The sequence below is a fragment of the Lacimicrobium alkaliphilum genome (genome assembly GCF_001466725.1).
Lineage (GTDB): Bacteria > Pseudomonadota > Gammaproteobacteria > Enterobacterales > Alteromonadaceae > Lacimicrobium > Lacimicrobium alkaliphilum_B.
Window position 1 is genome coordinate 424,406 of sequence record NZ_CP013650.1, and the last position, 17,320, is coordinate 441,725.

Sequence of the window (17,320 nt, forward strand, 5' to 3'; positions counted from 1 at the left end):
CGCTGATACAGCGGCTGCATATCCATCGCTATTGTACCTTCGAAAAAAGCCTACGCGTGCTGCTGGTAATAGTCCAAAGACATCAATAAGTTTGGAAAAGTGATGTTAAGTCAGTACATTAGCAGAATTGGTGTGGGGATACAGTAGTGCTCAGCACTGCAATGAAAGAATAATGTTGTTAACAGTGCTTTGAGTGTAGTAGATACATTGGGTGATAATTTTGGTAGCTTACTTCAGAGTTGAGTACTGTTTTAGAGGACTAATTTTGACACATCCTCTACTATACAACGTGGTATCACGGAAAATACGGAGCGGATAGAAAATTCAAGCCTTTGGGTGGTGGCGAAGCCGAGACAACAAGGTGGACGTTATCTTAATATCTGCCGATTTTTACACAAAAAAATCTATTTGCTTTACAGCTAAAGCCTACTACGCCCCAAAAAGATATAGTTTACGGTTTGGCTTTTCTACTTATAGGTTAAATATTGGTGTTCTCGTCTTAGTCATAGATATGAATTACAATATAGACAGCGATATTTTTAAATAAGTCTTTAAAATTCTTGGCAATCTAAATATGAATAACAAATTTCCTGCTATTTGGTTTTTCGACATGGAAGGAACTCTTTTGAAGAAAGAGTATTCCCTTGATAATGGAAAAGTTGCACCGAGTGCTTGGACCGTTTTAGCAAGAAAACTGGGAGAGCAATGCTACTTAGAAGAGGAGAAAACAAAAGATAGATGGTTGAATGGTGAGTACAGAGGCTATTTGGATTGGATGGCTGATACTGTAGAGATCCATAAGAAATATGGATTGAGAAAAGAGCTGGTTGACCAAGTTGTCGAAGACGCAAAGCTTTATAACGGTGCTGAAGAACTCTTCAAATGGTTAAGAGAGAATAAAGCAATAACTGTTTTGATTACTGGAGGATTTAAAGCGCTAGCAGATAAAGTGCAACGAAAATTAAAGATCAATCATGCATTTAGTGGGTGTGAATACTTTTATGATGAAAATAACTTGGTTGAGTTTGCAAATTTACTCCCTTCAGATAATCAAGGGAAAGCAAGTTTTATGAGACAAGTTATCGAAGAGCATGGTGTAAGTTCTAAGGATTGTATTTTTATTGGTGATGGAATGAACGATATTTACTTGGCAAAAGAAGTTGGATTTTCAATAGCGTTTAATGCGCAGAATGAATTGTCAGATATAGCGTCAGCGTCCATTAATCAAGGTCAGAACAAAGAAAACCTTTTGGAAATAAAAGAACTAATCTCTAGCTATTTTATTATTACTTGATTGCTTTTTATTTTTTATTTTTTAGGTTTTCTATCTCAGTCTTTATTTTATTTATTTCGTCTTTATTAACTTGGAATTTGTCGTTTGTTACCTGTATCGCAACTGAAACAACTATAGGTAGTATGGTCAGAAATGCTGCGAAAATAAATGATATGATGGCAAATTTTCTGTTGCTTATAAATCCCGCTTTATCAGTGAGACTTTTATCTACTTCAGCTTTAATTTTACTCGGATCAAGAAAATGATATGGGAACTTTTTTAGGTCTGAAATTCTATATTCTTTATATTTTCTATATGAGTATTTTCTTTTCTCAGAATTCGTTAATTCACCGGAATTTGTCATTTTATGAAATACAACTCTAAAGAATAAATGGTTATCTTGGTTATTGCTTAACTCTATAGATTCTCTTGATAAATTGGTCATTACTGTTGAAACTGGACCATCGAATCCCGGATCAATTATTCCAGTATTAAAAGAAAATAAACCCATTTGAGATAGTCTGTTCTTGAGAAAAACATATGCCACATGATTTTCAGGGACAACAACCCTCTCTCTAGATATTACACAAACTGTTTCTTGTGGCCTGATAATGTATTTTTCACGACATTCTATAAAGTTGCTTTCCTCACTATCTTTCAAAAGTATTTCTTTTATTCCAAGATCAACACTTGCTTTTCCTCTATAGTCAAAAGGATTTAACTTTTCGCCATTAAAATCAACTATGAAACCATCATTAACAGCATCGAAAGCTGACAATTGCATAAAAACCTCTACGAGTTAATTTTATCAATAAAGTTTTTAAGGCTCCATATATCGACACGTTGTTCTTCAGTATATGTATACTGAATTTTCGTGGGTATAATGAGCTTAACATTTAGAGACTTCATTTGTTCTGTTTGTTCTTTTGAAATAGAAGGTTCAAGAGTTATTAAGTGTTTCGTACTAATTCTTTGCGCTTCAGTGAGAACTTGTCGCCACCTGTCTTTACACGTCGTTTTTGCTGCAAGAGAAAATAATTTATCACGGTTAAACGAAGCGTCGAGATATGCATCTTGAGATGGGAATAAAAAATCAGGCTTGTGTTTTCCTTCTGTATAAACACCACATTCAAATTTCATTTTATTTCTTTCTAATATTTCCGTTATATGGTTCTCAAAGGCGTGACCCACTCTTGATTTTCGTCTGTTCTGTACACTCAATGAAAATTTAATGAATTCATCAACATCATGTCCTGACTTACCGAAGCCACTTTTTAATCGTTCCGAAACTATATGTCGCTCTTGGATTCGGAAAAGCTTCTCTTCATAATCCATCCAACTGAGTAAAGCCTCGTCAGGTTCATCAATAGCTGAAATCTTGTCGTTTAAAAACTGCCTGGCAAAATCTGAGAACACTTTAGTTTTTGGAAATGTAGAACCGAACTTTTCAAGCATTTTATCCAGCAGTTGAGTATCTGATACTGATTTTGCATAGAATTCGACACCAAGCTCAGCCAGCATCAACCGTATTGGTGCAACTAGAGCCGCTTCTTCAATATAGATTGGTCTAAGCTTGTTATCGGTCGTTGCTGAAATTGAACCAAAGATACTACGAAGTTGGAGTTCAGCATCACTATCCGGCGGAGTCACGACAATCAACAGGCCGTTGTATCGGGTGAGCGCTATCAGAAAAAAATCGCCTTGACGAAACATATTCGTGACATCATTACTTCGGTAATATAGGCGATACTCAGCGGTTCGATGTGGTTTATTATATCTTGTGTCATACCACGACATTACATCTTCACAAATTAAAGGGTCAGTTGAATCATCTCCTATGTATACTATAGTGGCCGGGAAAGACCATTTATTTCCATCTTCCGGGTAGCCTAGCAGGTCAGCAATTCCCGCCTTCTTTAGCCCTCCAATCTCATGTTGGTTCGATTTAACAGGCTCTGCGTCAACAGCTGTAAGGTATTTTTCCGCAGCAGCGACAAAAATATCGCTTAGTTTCTCGAACATCAGTAAATCCTTCAGTGTCAGCCACTGCTACCTGATCACCAGCAACAAGCCATTCTTGAATATTTGTAAGTAGCTTATCAGGCTGTAATCTATCTTTTCCTTTTAAAGCACATTCCCATACTATCAATACCCTATAGTTTTTATCCAGTAGAAATTGTAAGTTACGTTTGTCGCGCTCAACATTACCGGAAAGTTTGTCCTGCCAAAATTTTTTCCGGCTCGATGGTAGTTTAAATAGATAGCAGCCATGTGAATGCCAAAAGCATCCATTCACTAAGACAGCAGCGTTGTATTTGGGTAAGTAGATATCGGGTTTGGCGGGTAAGTTTGGGGGGGCAATACGATAACGAAAACCAAGTTTGTGGAGACATTTGCGAAGCCAGATTTCAGGCTTAGTATCACGCCCCCGGATAGCCCGCATGTTTTTACTGCGGACTGCGGGGGAATGAACATCAGCCATAGATCAGGCGACCGCCCTTTGATTTTGTCTTGCAATTGCCTGAAGAATCCTGTCCTTCATTAATTTTGCTACAGACTGAAAAACCGGTACAACAACTGAGTTACCAAATTGTTTGTAAGCCTGCGTATCAGAAACCGGGATGCTGAAGGTTTCTTCACTAGGTTTACTAAACCCCATCAGCCGGGCACACTCTGTCGGGGTTAGTCTGCGAGGCCTGCGCTCCATATTGGTCGGATCGTTAAAGTCCTTATTAAAATCCCAGCCCCGGTCCACCAGAATTTCAGAGCCATCTTTGTAGTAGCGTGCTGACAGGGTTCTGGTAACAGGTGTGTTCTCATTGACCAGCCCAAAACCAAAGCCATTGCCTGCTGCTTTATGTTTGGCCGCATACTCATAAAGGTATTGCCACAGCCTTGGAGTGAGAACGTAATTTGCTGGGTATTTTTCATCAAGAATATCACCCAGTTTAGGTGTTTTTTCCGGCATCAGTCTGGTGATATCTTTGAGTGTAAAACCGTTATGAACGTCCAGATCTTTGCGAAAGCCGACCAGTACAATACGCTCCCGGTGCTGAGGCAGCCAGTGTCGGCCATCAATTACCTTCGGATCGCTGGCACCGCTTACGTCGCTGTCGGCTACCCAGTAACCCAGTTCATCCAGTGTTTCCATTATAACTTTGAAGGTCTTTCCCTTGTCGTGGCTTTTCAGGTTTTTCACGTTTTCCAGTACGAACGCAGCAGGTTTTTTTGCGGCAATAATACGAGCCACGTCAAAAAACAGGGTTCCCTGTGTTTTGCATTCGAAGCCATGAGCACGACCCAGCGCATTTTTCTTCGACACGCCTGCAATAGAAAAGGGCTGGCAGGGAAAACCGGCCAGTAAAACATCATGATCCGGGATTGATTTATCTATGTTCTGATAAGCTTCGTCTTCACTAATGTCTTCTCTGTCACTCAGTGTTACATCACGGATATCTTCGTTAAACTTATGATAATCGCTGTTACATGCATAGTTGGCTTTATAGGTTCTTACTGCATACTTGTTCCACTCGCTGGTAAACACACACAGACCGTTCTGGTCTTCGAATCCCTTGCGGATTCCTCCAATGCCAGCGAACAAATCAATAAAGCGGAAGTCCGCCGTATCCGGTGTTACTTTTTCTTCGGGAAATAGCTTCTGCAGATGTTTAAACTCAGCAACATTCAGTGAAGGATTTGCCTTTCCTTTAAGCCATCGGTTGATTGTCTCACGGCACCAGTGGCCCGGTGAAAACTCATTCAGGTATTCACCAATAAATTTCTGATCATAAATCTCAAGCAGTTTTTCTATGAGCTCCCTGCCGGATCTATCTTCTGTAGATTGTATTTCCAAGGCTAATTGCTCCATGATTACCCCCATTTAAAGGGGAAGAATGAGTGACCAATCATCACTCATTCTTCCCTATGTGTCAAACAGTTAATCTGTATATATGTACAGTATTTTTAAGTATGGATGTTTTCCCGTAAGAGGCAAGTCTGAACTGTTGTCTGGGATTGAATTTGTGTCAGTTTTAGCCAGGAGCAAATCAATGCCATTGCTTATCAGGTGGCTCAACGCGCGGTACAGGGCGAGCGGGATAAGTGAATTTGCCATGTGGGTGGAATTTTACGTTGTAGTTGCCTGATAGAGATTCCGGCTAAAAACATGCCGGAAAGACGGGGGGGACCGCAATGACGGAGCGTTGATTTGTCGGAATGAATTCCGACCTACAGCAAGGCGAATGAATTCACCCCTACAAGGTGCTGGGCATGCCCGCCTTCGCGGGAATGACAGGGAGTGGTTTATCGTTGAGTTCCGTTATCGTCGTACTGCCCCTTTTATTGCCTGATAGGATATCTGCTTCTAAACAGGGTCTGTCAGGGGAAAATAATGAATCATCAATCTGTAGAGCGCTTTAACGCATTGCACCAGGGCGAAAAGCCACTGGTGCTGGTGAATATCTGGGATGCCGCCGGGGCGGCGTTGTTGCAGAAGCAGGGCGCGCAGGCGCTGGCTACCAGCAGTGCATCACTGGCCTGGTCGCTGGGTTACGCTGATGGCGGTACGTTGCCGGTGGCTGAGTTATTGGCAGCGGTGGGCCGGATTATGCGGGTTTGCCGGGTGCCGCTGAGTGTGGATATTGAGCAGGGCTACAATGATAACCCGGTTGAAGTGGCGGCGCTGGCTAAGCAGTTGGCTGAACTGGGGGTGGCAGGTATCAATCTGGAAGACGGTAGCAGCAGCGCTGAATTGCTGGTGGAGAAAATCGGCGCTATCCGTTCAGCGCTGGGGCCTGGGCTGTTTATCAATGCGCGTACCGATGTATACCTGCGCAATCTGGCCCAAGGTGAGGCGGCCGTGGCTGAAACCCGTCGGCGTTTGTTGGCCTATCAGCAGGCCGGCGCCGATGGCGGTTTTATTCCCGGGCTGGATGACGAGGGCGTGGCGGCGCGACTGGCAGCGGCGGTATCGATGCCGCTGAATCTGATGGTGTCAGCTGAGGCCAAAACAATCAGCGCTTTGTCGGCCTGCGGTATCTGCCGTTTCAGCATGGGGCCTGCGCCCTTTCTGGTGGCCTACGGGGCAGTGCTAGGATGGGCCGGTTTTGATGAGGCGTTTGCAGCACTGGATTACGGGCAGGTAAACGCGTTGTTTGATTGATTGGATGAGGTGAGGCGGGGAGGGTAGGCTTTTTTGCAGGGTCGAATTTATTCGACCAACATTGACCAGACCAATCATCAAGGCCGAATAAATTCGGCCCTACACGCCAGCGAAGGGCGCTGGATTTCCGTCATACCGTCCATCCATGGACATCGGCGAAAAAACGTTCCCGACATTTCCGCCATACCGTCCATCCATGGACATAAAGCTGTGGCCTACATAAAACAAAAGGGGTTAAGGAATTGCCTGCCCCATAATAACTTACGGTCTGTTTTGCTAAGCCGGGCTTCATCACAAACGGCATGCCAGTGCGTTTCAATGATCGATTGCTGATGTTCAGATATTTCTTTTGCGTCTTCCTGGCTTAACAGGAAATTGTGCGCTGTTTCCAGACAGGTTGTTAACTGGCTAAGCCTGTTGTTGCCGCAGATCAGCATCGCCTGAACAGCTTCATTTCCTGTTCGCCCCTGTGGGCAGATATCATAGGCGGGTGTCAACGTCAGTTGTCTGCCATTCCAGAAAGCAGCATGATTTCTGGCGTGATCATCGTTATTGCCGCACAGAATATTAAAGGTTAACCGGGAAAACAGTTCGCGCAGTGTGGTCTTAGGGTCAGTGAACCGATGGCGGATGAGCTCAGCCAGTTTTTCATAGCTGGCATACCTTGCCATCATTTCGTCCAGTTCAAATAACGTCAGCGCGGATACCAGCGATTTGCGCATCCAGCCATGGGCTGTCTGTTGGCGGTCAAACCTCTCAATCAACAACACGTCTTTACCGGCCGATTGGGTGAGGCGTACCGGAGCCACATCAAGTCCGGCCAGCTTAGCCAGCCGCATGGCAATGAACTCGGCTTTTACCACGCTGTAGAGGTCAGTGCTGGCAGAGAATTTGGCAATGTACTTCACACCCTTTTCTTCGATCAGGGCCTTAGGGCGAGCGCCACCAATGGAGCTGCCATGAAAGAGCGCCTGATCAAGCTCAGGCGTTAAGGGTATACCTTTTTCAACACGCTCAGCGGATTCAAGCAGTTCTTCCATGCTGGCGTTTTGGGCAGTTCTGGGTATGTACTCAGTAGGAGAGCGTTGAAAATCCAGGGCGCCAATTCTGTCAGAGCCCGATTCCAGTAAATAGGTTAACTCATCGAATTGGGCGGTATCTGCTTTGGCCCCCTGGCGGCCAAGCTTTTGGTTAATGATTACCCTGCGCCCCCACGCATCCGGCGCACTGTCGCGGATACAGCCTGGCATGCTGAGCCCCTCGGGCAATGGGAGTATGCCCGGCCTTAAAGGCAGCTCCGGCGCGTAGATGGGTATTGCGTTTTCGGTACGCTGAAGATAGCTCTTACCATAGTTGAACAGCAACTTGTTGCCATCTGCTTCCAGTCTTCCGGCAACAACAGGTTCGGTTTCACCAGGGAGCCATATCCAGACGAAGGCTTCTTTGTACCGGGTATCAGAAGTCATCCATCACTACCTTATTTGGCTTACGCGCCTTTTGGGGCAGCAAAGTGAGCTTATCTTCAACTTGCTTTATGTGCATTGCCAGCCTGCCTGGCTCTGCGTTAAAGAGATTTACCCCAACAATATGCGCAACTTCAAAGGTGGCACCTATTTCGCATTTTGGGTCGGCCTTTTCGATGCGCTGAAGCATGCCTCTGGAAATGCCTGCCCGATCGGCCACCTCCTGTGCACTCATTCTGTTTTCCAGGCGGGATGCACGGATTAACCCCGCGAGCAGTGTCAACGCTTCTGCGGTGACGTCAGAGTAGGTTCTTACGACGGACTTAGGCATTTATTTGATTCACATATAATACAAAAGGCAGTCTAATGGGCTATATATAAATCAGTGTGGTTGCGAATAGCGAGTTTGTCAAGTTATGACATGGGTTTTATATAAACCATTTAGGTGCTTATTGGGTTATATATGAGTCAATGTGTCGAATAATAGGCTTCCTCAGAGCCTGCCCCGCACTTGATACGGGGTTCGCGAGGCAATACATCCCTGTATTCGCTTTTTGACCTACAACAAGGCGAATGAATTCACCCCTACAAGGTGCTGGACATGCCCACCTTCGCGGGAAAGACGGGAGAAGCGTGATGATCTGGAGTGGATCAGAAAGAGTGTGTTTTGGATTCGGATATTGCTCTGTCGATGATGTTTATTAAAGGTGACAGGTTGAGGTTTACCTCGGCGACATTGGCTTCAATCCACTTTTCCTGGGAAATTTCTGGCCAGGTTATTTCATACCCTAATGTGAATATCATTTCTTCAAAAAAGAACCTCTGAGCCCGGCCATTACCTTCTCTGAATGGGTGCAGTAAGTTTAACTCACAAAACAGATCCGCAGTCTGACCTATCAGTTGTTCACGAGATCCAGCCTCAATCAGGACAGGAATGGCTTTGAAAAGCCTTTCGGCTTCAGGCTCAATGCGCTGACAGTTGCAAAACCGAGTGGTACCTTTAGAAATGTCTACATCACGCACTTTTCCGGCCCATTCATATAGATCCTGAAAAAGATGATAGTGAAGTGCTTTAAGGTGTTTAAACGTGAAGTCGCTGATAGACAATTGAGGTGATTGGTAGGTGCGATATCGTTCCGCAGTGAATTCTGCTTCTGCTTCTGCCAATGTGTCAGCGTCGCGAATATTCAATAGGTTGATTAAAACATCCGAGTCAGGATAACAATACTTGTCCTGTGTTACGCCATACTTATCGCGCATATTTGCGTTTTAGATCCGCAATACTTTGGTTCTCTGGGTTTTTCTTCAAAGTCAGTCCCTCATACATCAGGCTGGTTCTGAAGTTATCCATTTTCGGAGTGAACCGGGCTTTGGTCTTTGCCGAACCAGCTTTCTGTTGCTTAGTCTGCACTGAGTCTGTCATATGCCCTCCTGTTTACCCGAAATTATAACTCTAACAGGCCGGTTGTGTCATGCGGATATCCGCTTGCGCGGGAATGAGTGCGGGGATGTAGGCTGTTTTATCTTAAACCCTTAGCTCCCGGCTACTTCATATACGGTAAGGGTAAAGATTGTGATTTCTTCTGAGGTGTTGGCGTAGTGATGGGGTACATCGGTCTGCGCCACCATGGCGTCGCCGCTATCAAGGCAGTAGTCTTTCTTATCCACGGTCATGGTCAGGGAGCCCTGCTCCACATGAAATAATTCAATGGTGCCTCTGGAGTGGGCCTCGGCACTGAATACTTCGCCGGGCTGCATTTCCCAGCGCCACAGCTCGACCATGGTCGGGCCTTTGGTACCGGCAAGCAGTCTGGCCTGGCCGCCGTTTTCCCCCCGCCACAATACCGGTATGTCGCGACCTTTTATCACCGCCACTTTTGGCTCAATGGACACATTCACAATATCGGCAACCGATACTTTCAGGGCGTTGGCCAGTTTACAGAGTATACCAATGCTGGGATTGGCCCGGCCTTTTTCAATTTGCACCAGCATGCCCTTGCTGATTTCAGCGCGTTTTGCCAGTTCATCGAGTGACAGGTGATGGGCCTTTCTGTACTGATGTACCCGCCCGGCAATGGCCTGATTAACAATCTCTGAGTTCGCTTCGGTCATTATATTGACTTTTTGGTTTATTAAAATAGACTGTGGCGGTGACTTCATTATCCGAGTGGAATCAGGCAGCGTCAATCAATGGGGTGGGTATGGCGGAATTAATCAGTACATTTTTTATGGGCGCGGTGATATCCGGTGGCCTGATTGTGGCCATCGGCAGCCAGAATGCCTTTTTACTTAAAGTGGGTCTGAGTAACCGTTACCCGGTGTGGGCGGCATCGGTGTGCTTCAGCGGTGATATTCTGCTGATCGGAGCCGGGGTGTTCGGCGTTGGCGCGATTTTCTCTGCCGATACGCTGTGGCGGGATCTGCTCAGCCTGGGCGGGGCGGCGTTTTTGTTCTGGTATGGTTTTACGGCGTTAAAATCTGCCATCCGTGGTAATAACAGCCTGGCGGTGGAGTCTGGCGATGCCACCCCAAAAAGTTTAAAGGCAACGCTGTTGATGGCCTTTGCCATGACCTTTCTTAACCCCCATGTGTATATTGATACTGTGGTGCTGGTGGGGGCGTTACCGCCAGCCTGCCTGCTCAGCAGAAGGTCTGGTTTGCCTCCGGCGCTCTGGTTGCCTCAGCGCTGTGGTTTTACAGCCTGGTGTATGTGGCCAGAAAGCTGATCCCGGTGCTGAACAAGCCCAAAACCTGGAGAGTGATTGACGCATCCATTGCGCTGGTGATGTTTGCCATTGCCATTAGTTTATTGATGGGTGTCTGAGAATGTCGCAGGTTTACCCGGATTGCGCTTCGCTGCATCCGGGCTACGCGGTGGTGTAGCCTGCAAGTAGCGCAGCGGATTGCGGGGTTGTGAGTATGCCGCAGGTTTACCCGGATTCCGCTTCGCTCCATCCGGGCTACGAAAGCATTGTCATCCTGACGCACGTCAGGATCTCTTGCGGCCATCTGTGTTGGTTAACTTAACCCCCTCTGCTGTTTGATAAAGATTCCGGGGCAGGCCCGGAATGACGTGTGGTGGTGCCGGAATAAGGACATGGTTGGTCATGCCCGAGGTTGTTATCGGGCATCCAGCGCCCTTAGGCACCTAAATTGAAGGTCACTGGATTCCCGCCTGCGCGGGAATGACTGTTTAGGCTCTCGGAATGACGGAGCCTGGTGTTGCCTGCAAGCCCGTTTCACTACATTCAGGCTACCCAACTACCCTACCTATAGCTAAACTTTCTATTTAGTAGAAAAATAACGCTGATTTATTGCTATTTTCTTTCTTTTTTGTTGGTCTATTATTCTCTTTAACCAAATAACTGGTGAATTAATCAACAATTCAGGAGAAAGAAAATGATCTTTTCAATTGTATCAGGCAACAAAACATTATCGGATCTGGCAACACTGTTTGCGCGGGTGGGTCTGTCGGCGATTTTTATTCTGGCGGGGCTGAATAAAATTCAGCAGTACGAGGGCAGTGCCCAGTATCTGGCGTCAGCGGGTTTACCCGAGGGGCTGCTGCCACTGGTGATTTTATTTGAACTGGGCGGCGGTCTGTTGCTGCTGGCTGGGGGGTTAACCCAACTGATTGCGCTGGCCTTTGTCGGTTTCAGTCTGGTCACGGCACTGATGTTCCACTTCCAGCTGGATGATCAGATGCAGTTTCTGATGTTTTTCAAAAACGTGGCCATAGCGGGCGGATTCCTGGCGCTTGCAGCCAGTGGTGCGGGCCGTTTCAGCCTGGATCATAAGCTGCTGAGTAAAAAAGTACAGGCTTGATTCCCCTAATCCAGTGCCCTTTAACACTTAAGCGGATCCTCCCCGGATTCCGCTTCGCTGCATCCGGGCTACGCGGTGGTGTAGCCTGCAAGAAGCGAAGCGGATTGCGGGGTTATGAGCATGCCGCAGGTTTACCCGGATTCCGCTTCGCTCCATCCGGGCTACAAAAGCTGCTGTTGGATAAAGGTTCCGGCTAACAGCATGCCGGAATGACGGGAACAGGCGCCGGAATGACTGGGATTTGGTTTGTCGGAATAAATTCCGACCTACAGGGAAGGTCACTGGGTTCCCGCCAACAATCCGCGGGAACGACGTTTGATAATGCCTGCCGTGTTGACTCAGATAAACACCATCCCATCTATTACAGGCACTGGTCGAGCAGTGACTCTATGGCCAGTGAGGCAGACAGCACTACTTCCTGTTGGCGTACTTCTGCCAGGGCCCAGAGTTGCTCGCGCAAGGCAGCGGCCTGTTCTGAAAGTTCCGGCTGACGGCATTGGCCAAGGATGGTGTCTGCCAGGGCCAGCAGTTTGTCCAGATCTTCGGCCAGCGGCTGCAGGTCGGCCAGTTCCGAGCTTTGTGCGATTAGTTTTTTCAGCGCCGGTTGGTTCTGCTGCCACTTTGCTAAGGTGGCTCTGATCTGTGCCACAGCCTCCTTGTCTTCAGGCACCTTGCTAATCGCCTGGTTAAGTGTGACCAGTGCCAGGCTCTCAGCAGGCAGAAAATCCACAAAGCGGTTCAGACGCTCCTGCTGGTGGTAGTTACCGGCCTGATACTTCAGATGATGGCGGGTGTAGTACTGGGCCTGCTCTACCGCCTGGCTGAAGACCTCAAGGAGGCGAATATCCGCCGATTCAGCCACCAGTGACGCAAAGCCCTGGCGCTGTTGCTGATTGTGTTGCAGACCGATGCCGGTATCGGCGTATTGCTGCATCGCCATAAGCCGCTGGTACATAAAATCAGGGTCCTGTATTTCAGCCGGTGACCACAAACGCTCGGCGATGGCGAACAGTCGCGGCCACAGGCGCAGATCGAGATTATGGGGCATAACGATTTCGGCCCAGATAGTGGCCTCACCGCCAAGAATATTATCGCGGGCAGCTTCAGTCAGGGTTACTGCTGCCTCTGCTTCAGTCGGCACCTGCCCTTCGCCTTTGTCTATCCGATGGCCGCTGAGGGCATAGGGGGCATTGCCAACCAACACCCGGCCTCTGAGCTTATCGGCGTTATCCAGATACAGTTCAAAACGGGTGGGTCCCATCCAGGTATCCAGCTCAAAGCGGGTCAGATTACCGGTTTGTTCTGCCAGCCTCAGCGGGCGCAACGACTGATTGTTTAAACGGATATTGCCCTTAAGCCCTGCTTCTGACTCACTCAGGGTAAATTCCCCTGTTACAGCACTGCCTTTGAGTCTTGGCATGGTGAATTGCCAGCGTTGCCATTTTCCGGGCGGCAGCGGTGTCGGGTGGGCCTGTTCGGTGGGGTCATTGCGGTAGTGATAAGTGGTCGGCTGGGGCTGGTCCACATAGAAACCGGTCGAGAGTAAGCCCTGATAGCCGCTGTTGGCGATTTCGGTCAGCGAGTCCAGCCCACGCCAGGATTGCACCAGAATATCTTTGGGTAAATCGGGATGAAAGATTTCGTCCCAGCCCATCATGCGCTTGTCAAAACCGGCCAGAATCTGCTGTAACTTCTGGTTAAAGTGGGTATGCAGTGCATCACTGTCGGCCAGTTTGTGCTGCTGCATATAGGCCTGAACAGCTTTGCTCTGCTGCCATTGGGCCGGATTAACCTCATCGCCACCAATATGTAAAAAGGGGTCGGGGAACAGCTCTGCAAATTCGCCCACCAGCGCCTCGATAAAGTCATACACCTTGGGGTTGGAGGGGTCCAGCAAAGGCTCGAATACGCCCCAGTGGCGCTGCATCTGATAAGGCCCGGGCAGGCTGATCAGCTCCGGGTAGGCCACGGCAATGGCCGAGGCATGGCCGGGCAGATCCAGCTCAGGCACCACACGGATGCCTCTTACAGCAGCAAATTCAACCAATTCCTTAATCTGCACACGGCTGTAATACTGGCCATCTGATGCCAGTTTATGCAGTTTAGGGTAGGCGCTGGATTCCACCCGCCAGCCCTGGTCATCGGTCAGGTGCCAGTGCAGAACATTGAGTTTGGCGGCGGCCATGCCTTCAATCTGGCGTTTGATGTCTTCAAGCGGCATAAAATGCCGCACACTGTCGATCAACAGCCCCCGCCAGGGGAATCTCGGGCGGTCTTCGATGAGCATGGCCGTCAGCGCTTTGTCACTGTTATAAAGCAGTTGTAACAGGGTTTGCAGACCGTTTAGTACACCCAGCTCGGTTTCGGCGGTCAGCCGGATACCATCCGGGCTTACCGCCAGGCGATAGCCTTCGTTTTGATTAAATTGCGGTATCGGGCTGGCAGCGATCTTGTCGGCCTGAATCAGTAACTGAGCTGTCGTTTGTTGCTGGCCGGAATTCTCTTTGCTCAATCTGGCAACGGGGTGCTGGTACAGCGCCTGCTCAAGCCGCTCACGAATATAACGGCTTCTGGGCGCAGAGATATTGACCAGTTCCAGTTTCATGCCCTGAGTAAGTGGGAAATGGCCTTCCTCAGTGGTGATCCTGGCCGGGTAGGGCATCAGCTGTGCGTTGGTAGTGGCAGCCTGAGCGAACAGGGCAGCGCTTGCCAATAAACTTATCAGTAGCGTTCTGGCTAGGTTCATATTAATGCTCCGCAATAAATAGCTGGGTAAGATCTGACATCTGCTCTGGCGCAATAATGGCGCCGGGGTACTGTATTACCCTGGCCGCCAGCTTGTGCCCGGCTTTGGCAGCCTGCTGGCCGCTGGCATTCTGCAGCCACAGGGATAGAAATCCTGCTGCAAACGCATCCCCTGCAGCACTGGTATCCACCACCGGTTCAACCCGTTGTGCCGGCACCTCACACAGGTCGCTTTTATCCAGCACCAGCGCCTTGCTGCCGCCCCGTTTAATCACCGCTTCCGGGATTTTGAGAGCCATACAGCGGCTGATGATCTGTGCTAACTGCTGTTCACCGTAGATGGCAAATTCATCTTCGTCGGTCAGCAGGGCTAAATCGGTTTGCGCCATGATGCGGGCATACCAGAGGCAGGCCTGAGATTGTTGCCATAACTGCGGACGGTAGTTGTTGTCGAATATCAGCTTGCCGCCGGCCTGGCGAAAGCTGCTGATCAGTTCAAGTAACCGCTCTTTGTGGGCGTCGGGCAAGATGGCCAGGCTGATGCCGCTGACATACAAAAAATCCCATTGCTTGTGCGCTAAGGCCTGCTCCATCGGGGTTGAGTCGATATTAAAATAAAAGCGAGCGGCACTGTCATCGCGCCAGTACTGAAAATGGCGTTCTCCGTCAGCGCTGGTATTAATGCGATAGCGCCCGGGCAGCTTATCTGCCAGCCGGCGCACCAGACTCAGATCCAGCCCTTCCTGCTGCCACTGGTAAAGCAGAGAATCACTGTCATCATCGGTACCCAGGGCAGTGGCATAACCGACCTTAACATTCTCGCGCCCGGTCAGACGGGCCAGATATATGGCAGTGTTAAGGGTATCGCCGCCAAAACTGATACCGCGGGCGGATTGTTCCAGCATCGCTTCGCCGAAAAACAGGATACGCTTCATGAGCCACTCCGGCTGGCTTTAGGTGACAGCACCACCTCAGGCGCCTGCTGTTCCATCTTGTCACGTTCCTGTGCAAGTATTTCCAGGGCCTGCTGTGGGCTGATGGTGCTCGCCGGGGTTAACAGGGTTACCAGTACGCCGCTGAGGGCAGAAACCAGCAGTGATGGGATCACCGGGTTACCAAACAGCGCATTCCAGTCCGGGCTCAGGCTCACCGCAATGGCGGTGGCGGAGCCTGCAACTAGTGTCGCCAGGGCGCCCTGCCAGTTGTATCTGGGCCAGAAACGGCCCAGCAGACCAGTTACACACAAGCCTGCCATCAGAATCGATATCATCCGGGTGATATAGGTAATGATATCGTTGGAGGTCAGGGCAAAGCCCAGTGCAATGCCTATGGTGATGAGCAGGGCGACCCGCGACAGCAGCACCACATTAACGGCCTGAGGCATGTTGCCTGTGGCCATGGCGTAGATATCTCTTAATACTACGCTGACACCGGCAATGGCATCTGAGCTGGCACTGGAGAGGGTGGCTGAGATACCGGCGATAATGATCAACAGCCCCAGCCCCAGTGGTAACACATTCAGGGCCATGTGGGGGAAAGCAAAGGAGGCGTTTTCCAGCGCGCCGCCACTGGCATAGGCGGTCATGCCGATAATGGCCGGGATCACCGAAAAGCCCAGATACAGCAGCCCTGATAACACAAAGGAGCGGCGAATGGAGCTCACCGTACTGCCGGAATAAATGCGCTGACGAAAGGAAGGAGTGGCTAATATGCCCACCAGAATCGCCAGTGATAAGGATAACGCCGGTAAAGTGCCGAGTTTGTCGATGGCCAGCCAGCTGATGTTCTCAGCCGGTTGCGCCGCGAGCATGGCGTCCCAGCCGCCAACCGCGATGACCGAGAAAATGGCCATCAGGATAAAGCCGGTGAACAGGATCAGCGCCTGAATGGAGTCGGTCCAGACCACCGCCGTGTAGCCACCGATCACCACATAAATGGTAAAGCTGGCGGCCAGCAGTACCTTGGCCCACTGAATATCCATGCCGGTTAACCAGGCCAGATACATGCCACCGCCGATAATATGGGCACCAAGCCAGCCGATGCAGGCCACAAAAATGATCACGGCGATAAGGTTTTTGATCAGCACATTGGCGCCGACGTAATAGGAAATTTCTTCGCTCATGGTCATAAAACGAAGTTTGCGCATGGGCGCGAAAATCCACGCCAGCAGCAAAATACCCACTGCGCCGCCGAGTCCGTACAGGGTGCCGCCCCAGCCGTTTTCGTATGCAAAACCGACAGCGCCCATGGAAGAACCCGTCCCCACCATGGTGGCGACCGTGGTGCCCATGGTCAGCAACAATGGCAGCGAGCGCCCGCCCAACAGGAAGTCCTCGCCACCTTTATTGTGCCTGGAAACAAACCAGCCGAGGCCAATCATGGCCAGCATATAAATCACAAAGGCAATAATAAAGCTGTAATGCATAGGATCCTCTCTGGTTTGGGCGTGCGTGCGATCAGGGGGCTTTGTAACAGGTCACATCTACTTCTACTTTGCAGTCCACCACCAGATCGGCAACGGCGCAAATGCGGGCCGGTGGATGCTCACCAAAGTATTGTCTGAACACCTTATTAAAGGAGCTGAAATAACGGGCGTCGGTCAGAATCACTTTCACATGGGCCACATGCTCCAGGCCATAGCCTGCTTCTTTCATGATGTTCAGGCAGTTCTCGATGGCCAGTTGCGACTGTTCGACGATACCGCCTTCCACCACTTCGCCATCACGCATCGGGGTTTGCCCCGATACCAGCAGCCAGCCTCCGGCTTCCACAGCCCGTGCAAAGGGCAGGTGTTGTCCGCCCGTGCCTGTACCGCCGTCGATGCCAAAACGTTTAATGGTCATAATGATTTAC

At 49.2% G+C, this 17,320-nt stretch carries 18 protein-coding genes; 5 read left to right on the forward strand and 13 right to left on the reverse strand.

What is annotated here, in order from left to right:
* Nucleotides 1–574: 574 nt before the first annotated feature.
* On the forward strand, nucleotides 575–1,294 hold the full coding sequence (locus tag AT746_RS02010; protein ID WP_062475741.1) for an HAD family hydrolase: 720 nt from the start codon (nucleotides 575–577) through the stop codon (nucleotides 1,292–1,294).
* Nucleotides 1,295–1,301: 7 nt separating this feature from the next.
* On the opposite strand, the gene AT746_RS02015 is transcribed toward AT746_RS02010, so the two are convergent.
* The 4 genes from AT746_RS02015 to dcm are packed head-to-tail and all read right to left on the reverse strand — an operon-like array spanning nucleotide 1,302 to nucleotide 5,141.
* A complete protein-coding gene (locus AT746_RS02015; protein ID WP_062475743.1) occupies nucleotides 1,302–2,057 on the reverse strand; it encodes a dCTP deaminase domain-containing protein in 756 nt (251 codons plus the stop codon).
* Nucleotides 2,058–2,065: 8 nt separating this feature from the next.
* Nucleotides 2,066–3,295, reverse strand: coding sequence for a type II restriction endonuclease (locus tag AT746_RS02020; protein ID WP_062475746.1), 1,230 nt, complete (start codon nucleotides 3,293–3,295; stop codon nucleotides 2,066–2,068).
* Complete coding sequence (locus tag AT746_RS19585) at nucleotides 3,234–3,755, reverse strand: very short patch repair endonuclease (RefSeq protein WP_082633118.1); 522 nt, start codon at nucleotides 3,753–3,755, stop codon at nucleotides 3,234–3,236. The genes AT746_RS02020 and AT746_RS19585 overlap by 62 nt, the downstream gene beginning before the upstream one ends.
* Nucleotides 3,756–3,758: 3 nt before the next feature.
* On the reverse strand, nucleotides 3,759–5,141 hold the full coding sequence (dcm, locus tag AT746_RS02025; RefSeq protein ID WP_062475749.1) for a DNA (cytosine-5-)-methyltransferase: 1,383 nt from the start codon (nucleotides 5,139–5,141) through the stop codon (nucleotides 3,759–3,761).
* A 522-nt stretch (nucleotides 5,142–5,663) separates the two neighbouring features.
* On the opposite strand from dcm, the gene AT746_RS02030 reads away from it, so the two are divergent.
* Nucleotides 5,664–6,434 carry an isocitrate lyase/PEP mutase family protein gene (locus AT746_RS02030; protein ID WP_062475752.1) on the forward strand — a complete coding sequence of 257 codons (771 nt, stop codon included), beginning with the start codon at nucleotides 5,664–5,666 and terminating at the stop codon, nucleotides 6,432–6,434.
* A gap of 215 nt (nucleotides 6,435–6,649) precedes the next feature.
* On the opposite strand, the gene AT746_RS02035 is transcribed toward AT746_RS02030, so the two are convergent.
* From AT746_RS02035 to AT746_RS02050, 5 genes are all read right to left on the reverse strand, one after another.
* On the reverse strand, nucleotides 6,650–7,900 hold the full coding sequence (locus AT746_RS02035) for a type II toxin-antitoxin system HipA family toxin (protein WP_062475755.1): 1,251 nt from the start codon (nucleotides 7,898–7,900) through the stop codon (nucleotides 6,650–6,652).
* Nucleotides 7,890–8,228: a helix-turn-helix domain-containing protein gene (locus AT746_RS02040; protein WP_062475758.1), complete on the reverse strand. Its 339-nt coding sequence runs from the start codon at nucleotides 8,226–8,228 to the stop codon at nucleotides 7,890–7,892. The genes AT746_RS02035 and AT746_RS02040 overlap by 11 nt, the downstream gene beginning before the upstream one ends.
* A 320-nt stretch (nucleotides 8,229–8,548) precedes the next feature.
* Entirely contained in the window at nucleotides 8,549–9,157 is a 609-nt protein-coding gene (locus AT746_RS02045; RefSeq protein ID WP_062475761.1) for a Fic/DOC family protein, read from the reverse strand.
* Nucleotides 9,147–9,320 (reverse strand): hypothetical protein, encoded by a 174-nt coding sequence (locus AT746_RS19885; protein ID WP_197414310.1) that lies wholly within the window; start codon nucleotides 9,318–9,320, stop codon nucleotides 9,147–9,149. The genes AT746_RS02045 and AT746_RS19885 overlap by 11 nt, the downstream gene beginning before the upstream one ends.
* A 110-nt stretch (nucleotides 9,321–9,430) precedes the next feature.
* Nucleotides 9,431–10,009 carry a helix-turn-helix domain-containing protein gene (locus AT746_RS02050; RefSeq protein ID WP_082633120.1) on the reverse strand — a complete coding sequence of 193 codons (579 nt, stop codon included), beginning with the start codon at nucleotides 10,007–10,009 and terminating at the stop codon, nucleotides 9,431–9,433.
* An 89-nt stretch (nucleotides 10,010–10,098) separates the two neighbouring features.
* Between AT746_RS02050 and AT746_RS02055 the strand changes: the two genes are divergently transcribed.
* The 3 genes from AT746_RS02055 to AT746_RS02060 all read left to right on the forward strand — a co-directional run bounded on the left by AT746_RS02055 (nucleotide 10,099) and on the right by AT746_RS02060 (nucleotide 11,722).
* Nucleotides 10,099–10,623 (forward strand): LysE/ArgO family amino acid transporter, encoded by a 525-nt coding sequence (locus tag AT746_RS02055; protein WP_250635726.1) that lies wholly within the window; start codon nucleotides 10,099–10,101, stop codon nucleotides 10,621–10,623.
* On the forward strand, nucleotides 10,584–10,721 hold the full coding sequence (locus AT746_RS20135; RefSeq protein WP_250635727.1) for a hypothetical protein: 138 nt from the start codon (nucleotides 10,584–10,586) through the stop codon (nucleotides 10,719–10,721). Before AT746_RS02055 ends, AT746_RS20135 begins: the two co-directional genes overlap by 40 nt.
* Before the next feature lie 575 nt (nucleotides 10,722–11,296).
* On the forward strand, nucleotides 11,297–11,722 hold the full coding sequence (locus AT746_RS02060) for a DoxX family protein (protein ID WP_062475764.1): 426 nt from the start codon (nucleotides 11,297–11,299) through the stop codon (nucleotides 11,720–11,722).
* A 361-nt stretch (nucleotides 11,723–12,083) separates the two neighbouring features.
* Here the strand turns inward: AT746_RS02060 and AT746_RS02065 are convergent, their stop codons facing one another.
* The 4 genes from AT746_RS02065 to AT746_RS02080 are packed head-to-tail and all read right to left on the reverse strand — an operon-like array spanning nucleotide 12,084 to nucleotide 17,310.
* The gene (locus tag AT746_RS02065; RefSeq protein ID WP_062475767.1) at nucleotides 12,084–14,468 is read right to left on the reverse strand and encodes a family 20 glycosylhydrolase; all 2,385 of its coding nucleotides are present in this window, start codon (nucleotides 14,466–14,468) and stop codon (nucleotides 12,084–12,086) included.
* A 1-nt stretch (nucleotide 14,469) separates the two neighbouring features.
* Complete coding sequence (locus AT746_RS02070) at nucleotides 14,470–15,402, reverse strand: sugar kinase (RefSeq protein WP_062475770.1); 933 nt, start codon at nucleotides 15,400–15,402, stop codon at nucleotides 14,470–14,472.
* Nucleotides 15,399–16,892 (reverse strand): sodium:solute symporter family protein, encoded by a 1,494-nt coding sequence (locus tag AT746_RS02075; RefSeq protein WP_062475773.1) that lies wholly within the window; start codon nucleotides 16,890–16,892, stop codon nucleotides 15,399–15,401. The genes AT746_RS02070 and AT746_RS02075 overlap by 4 nt, the downstream gene beginning before the upstream one ends.
* A 31-nt stretch (nucleotides 16,893–16,923) precedes the next feature.
* A complete protein-coding gene (locus tag AT746_RS02080) occupies nucleotides 16,924–17,310 on the reverse strand; it encodes a RidA family protein (RefSeq protein WP_062475775.1) in 387 nt (128 codons plus the stop codon).
* Between the last annotated feature and the right edge of the window lie 10 nt (nucleotides 17,311–17,320).

What these genes read in the sequence shown, in the direction of transcription:
- AT746_RS02010 (WP_062475741.1), top strand. Translation starts at nt 575, where the DNA reads ATGAATAACAAATTTCCTGCTATTTGGTTTTTCGACATGGAAGGAACT.
- AT746_RS02015 (WP_062475743.1), bottom strand. Translation starts at nt 2,057, where the DNA reads ATGCAATTGTCAGCTTTCGATGCTGTTAATGATGGTTTCATAGTTGAT.
- AT746_RS02020 (WP_062475746.1), bottom strand. Translation starts at nt 3,295, where the DNA reads ATGTTCGAGAAACTAAGCGATATTTTTGTCGCTGCTGCGGAAAAATAC.
- AT746_RS19585 (WP_082633118.1), bottom strand. Translation starts at nt 3,755, where the DNA reads ATGGCTGATGTTCATTCCCCCGCAGTCCGCAGTAAAAACATGCGGGCT.
- dcm (WP_062475749.1), bottom strand. Translation starts at nt 5,141, where the DNA reads ATGGAGCAATTAGCCTTGGAAATACAATCTACAGAAGATAGATCCGGC.
- AT746_RS02030 (WP_062475752.1), top strand. Translation starts at nt 5,664, where the DNA reads ATGAATCATCAATCTGTAGAGCGCTTTAACGCATTGCACCAGGGCGAA.
- AT746_RS02035 (WP_062475755.1), bottom strand. Translation starts at nt 7,900, where the DNA reads ATGACTTCTGATACCCGGTACAAAGAAGCCTTCGTCTGGATATGGCTC.
- AT746_RS02040 (WP_062475758.1), bottom strand. Translation starts at nt 8,228, where the DNA reads ATGCCTAAGTCCGTCGTAAGAACCTACTCTGACGTCACCGCAGAAGCG.
- AT746_RS02045 (WP_062475761.1), bottom strand. Translation starts at nt 9,157, where the DNA reads ATGCGCGATAAGTATGGCGTAACACAGGACAAGTATTGTTATCCTGAC.
- AT746_RS19885 (WP_197414310.1), bottom strand. Translation starts at nt 9,320, where the DNA reads ATGACAGACTCAGTGCAGACTAAGCAACAGAAAGCTGGTTCGGCAAAG.
- AT746_RS02050 (WP_082633120.1), bottom strand. Translation starts at nt 10,009, where the DNA reads ATGACCGAAGCGAACTCAGAGATTGTTAATCAGGCCATTGCCGGGCGG.
- AT746_RS02055 (WP_250635726.1), top strand. Translation starts at nt 10,099, where the DNA reads ATGGCGGAATTAATCAGTACATTTTTTATGGGCGCGGTGATATCCGGT.
- AT746_RS02060 (WP_062475764.1), top strand. Translation starts at nt 11,297, where the DNA reads ATGATCTTTTCAATTGTATCAGGCAACAAAACATTATCGGATCTGGCA.
- AT746_RS02065 (WP_062475767.1), bottom strand. Translation starts at nt 14,468, where the DNA reads ATGAACCTAGCCAGAACGCTACTGATAAGTTTATTGGCAAGCGCTGCC.
- AT746_RS02070 (WP_062475770.1), bottom strand. Translation starts at nt 15,402, where the DNA reads ATGAAGCGTATCCTGTTTTTCGGCGAAGCGATGCTGGAACAATCCGCC.
- AT746_RS02075 (WP_062475773.1), bottom strand. Translation starts at nt 16,892, where the DNA reads ATGCATTACAGCTTTATTATTGCCTTTGTGATTTATATGCTGGCCATG.
- AT746_RS02080 (WP_062475775.1), bottom strand. Translation starts at nt 17,310, where the DNA reads ATGACCATTAAACGTTTTGGCATCGACGGCGGTACAGGCACGGGCGGA.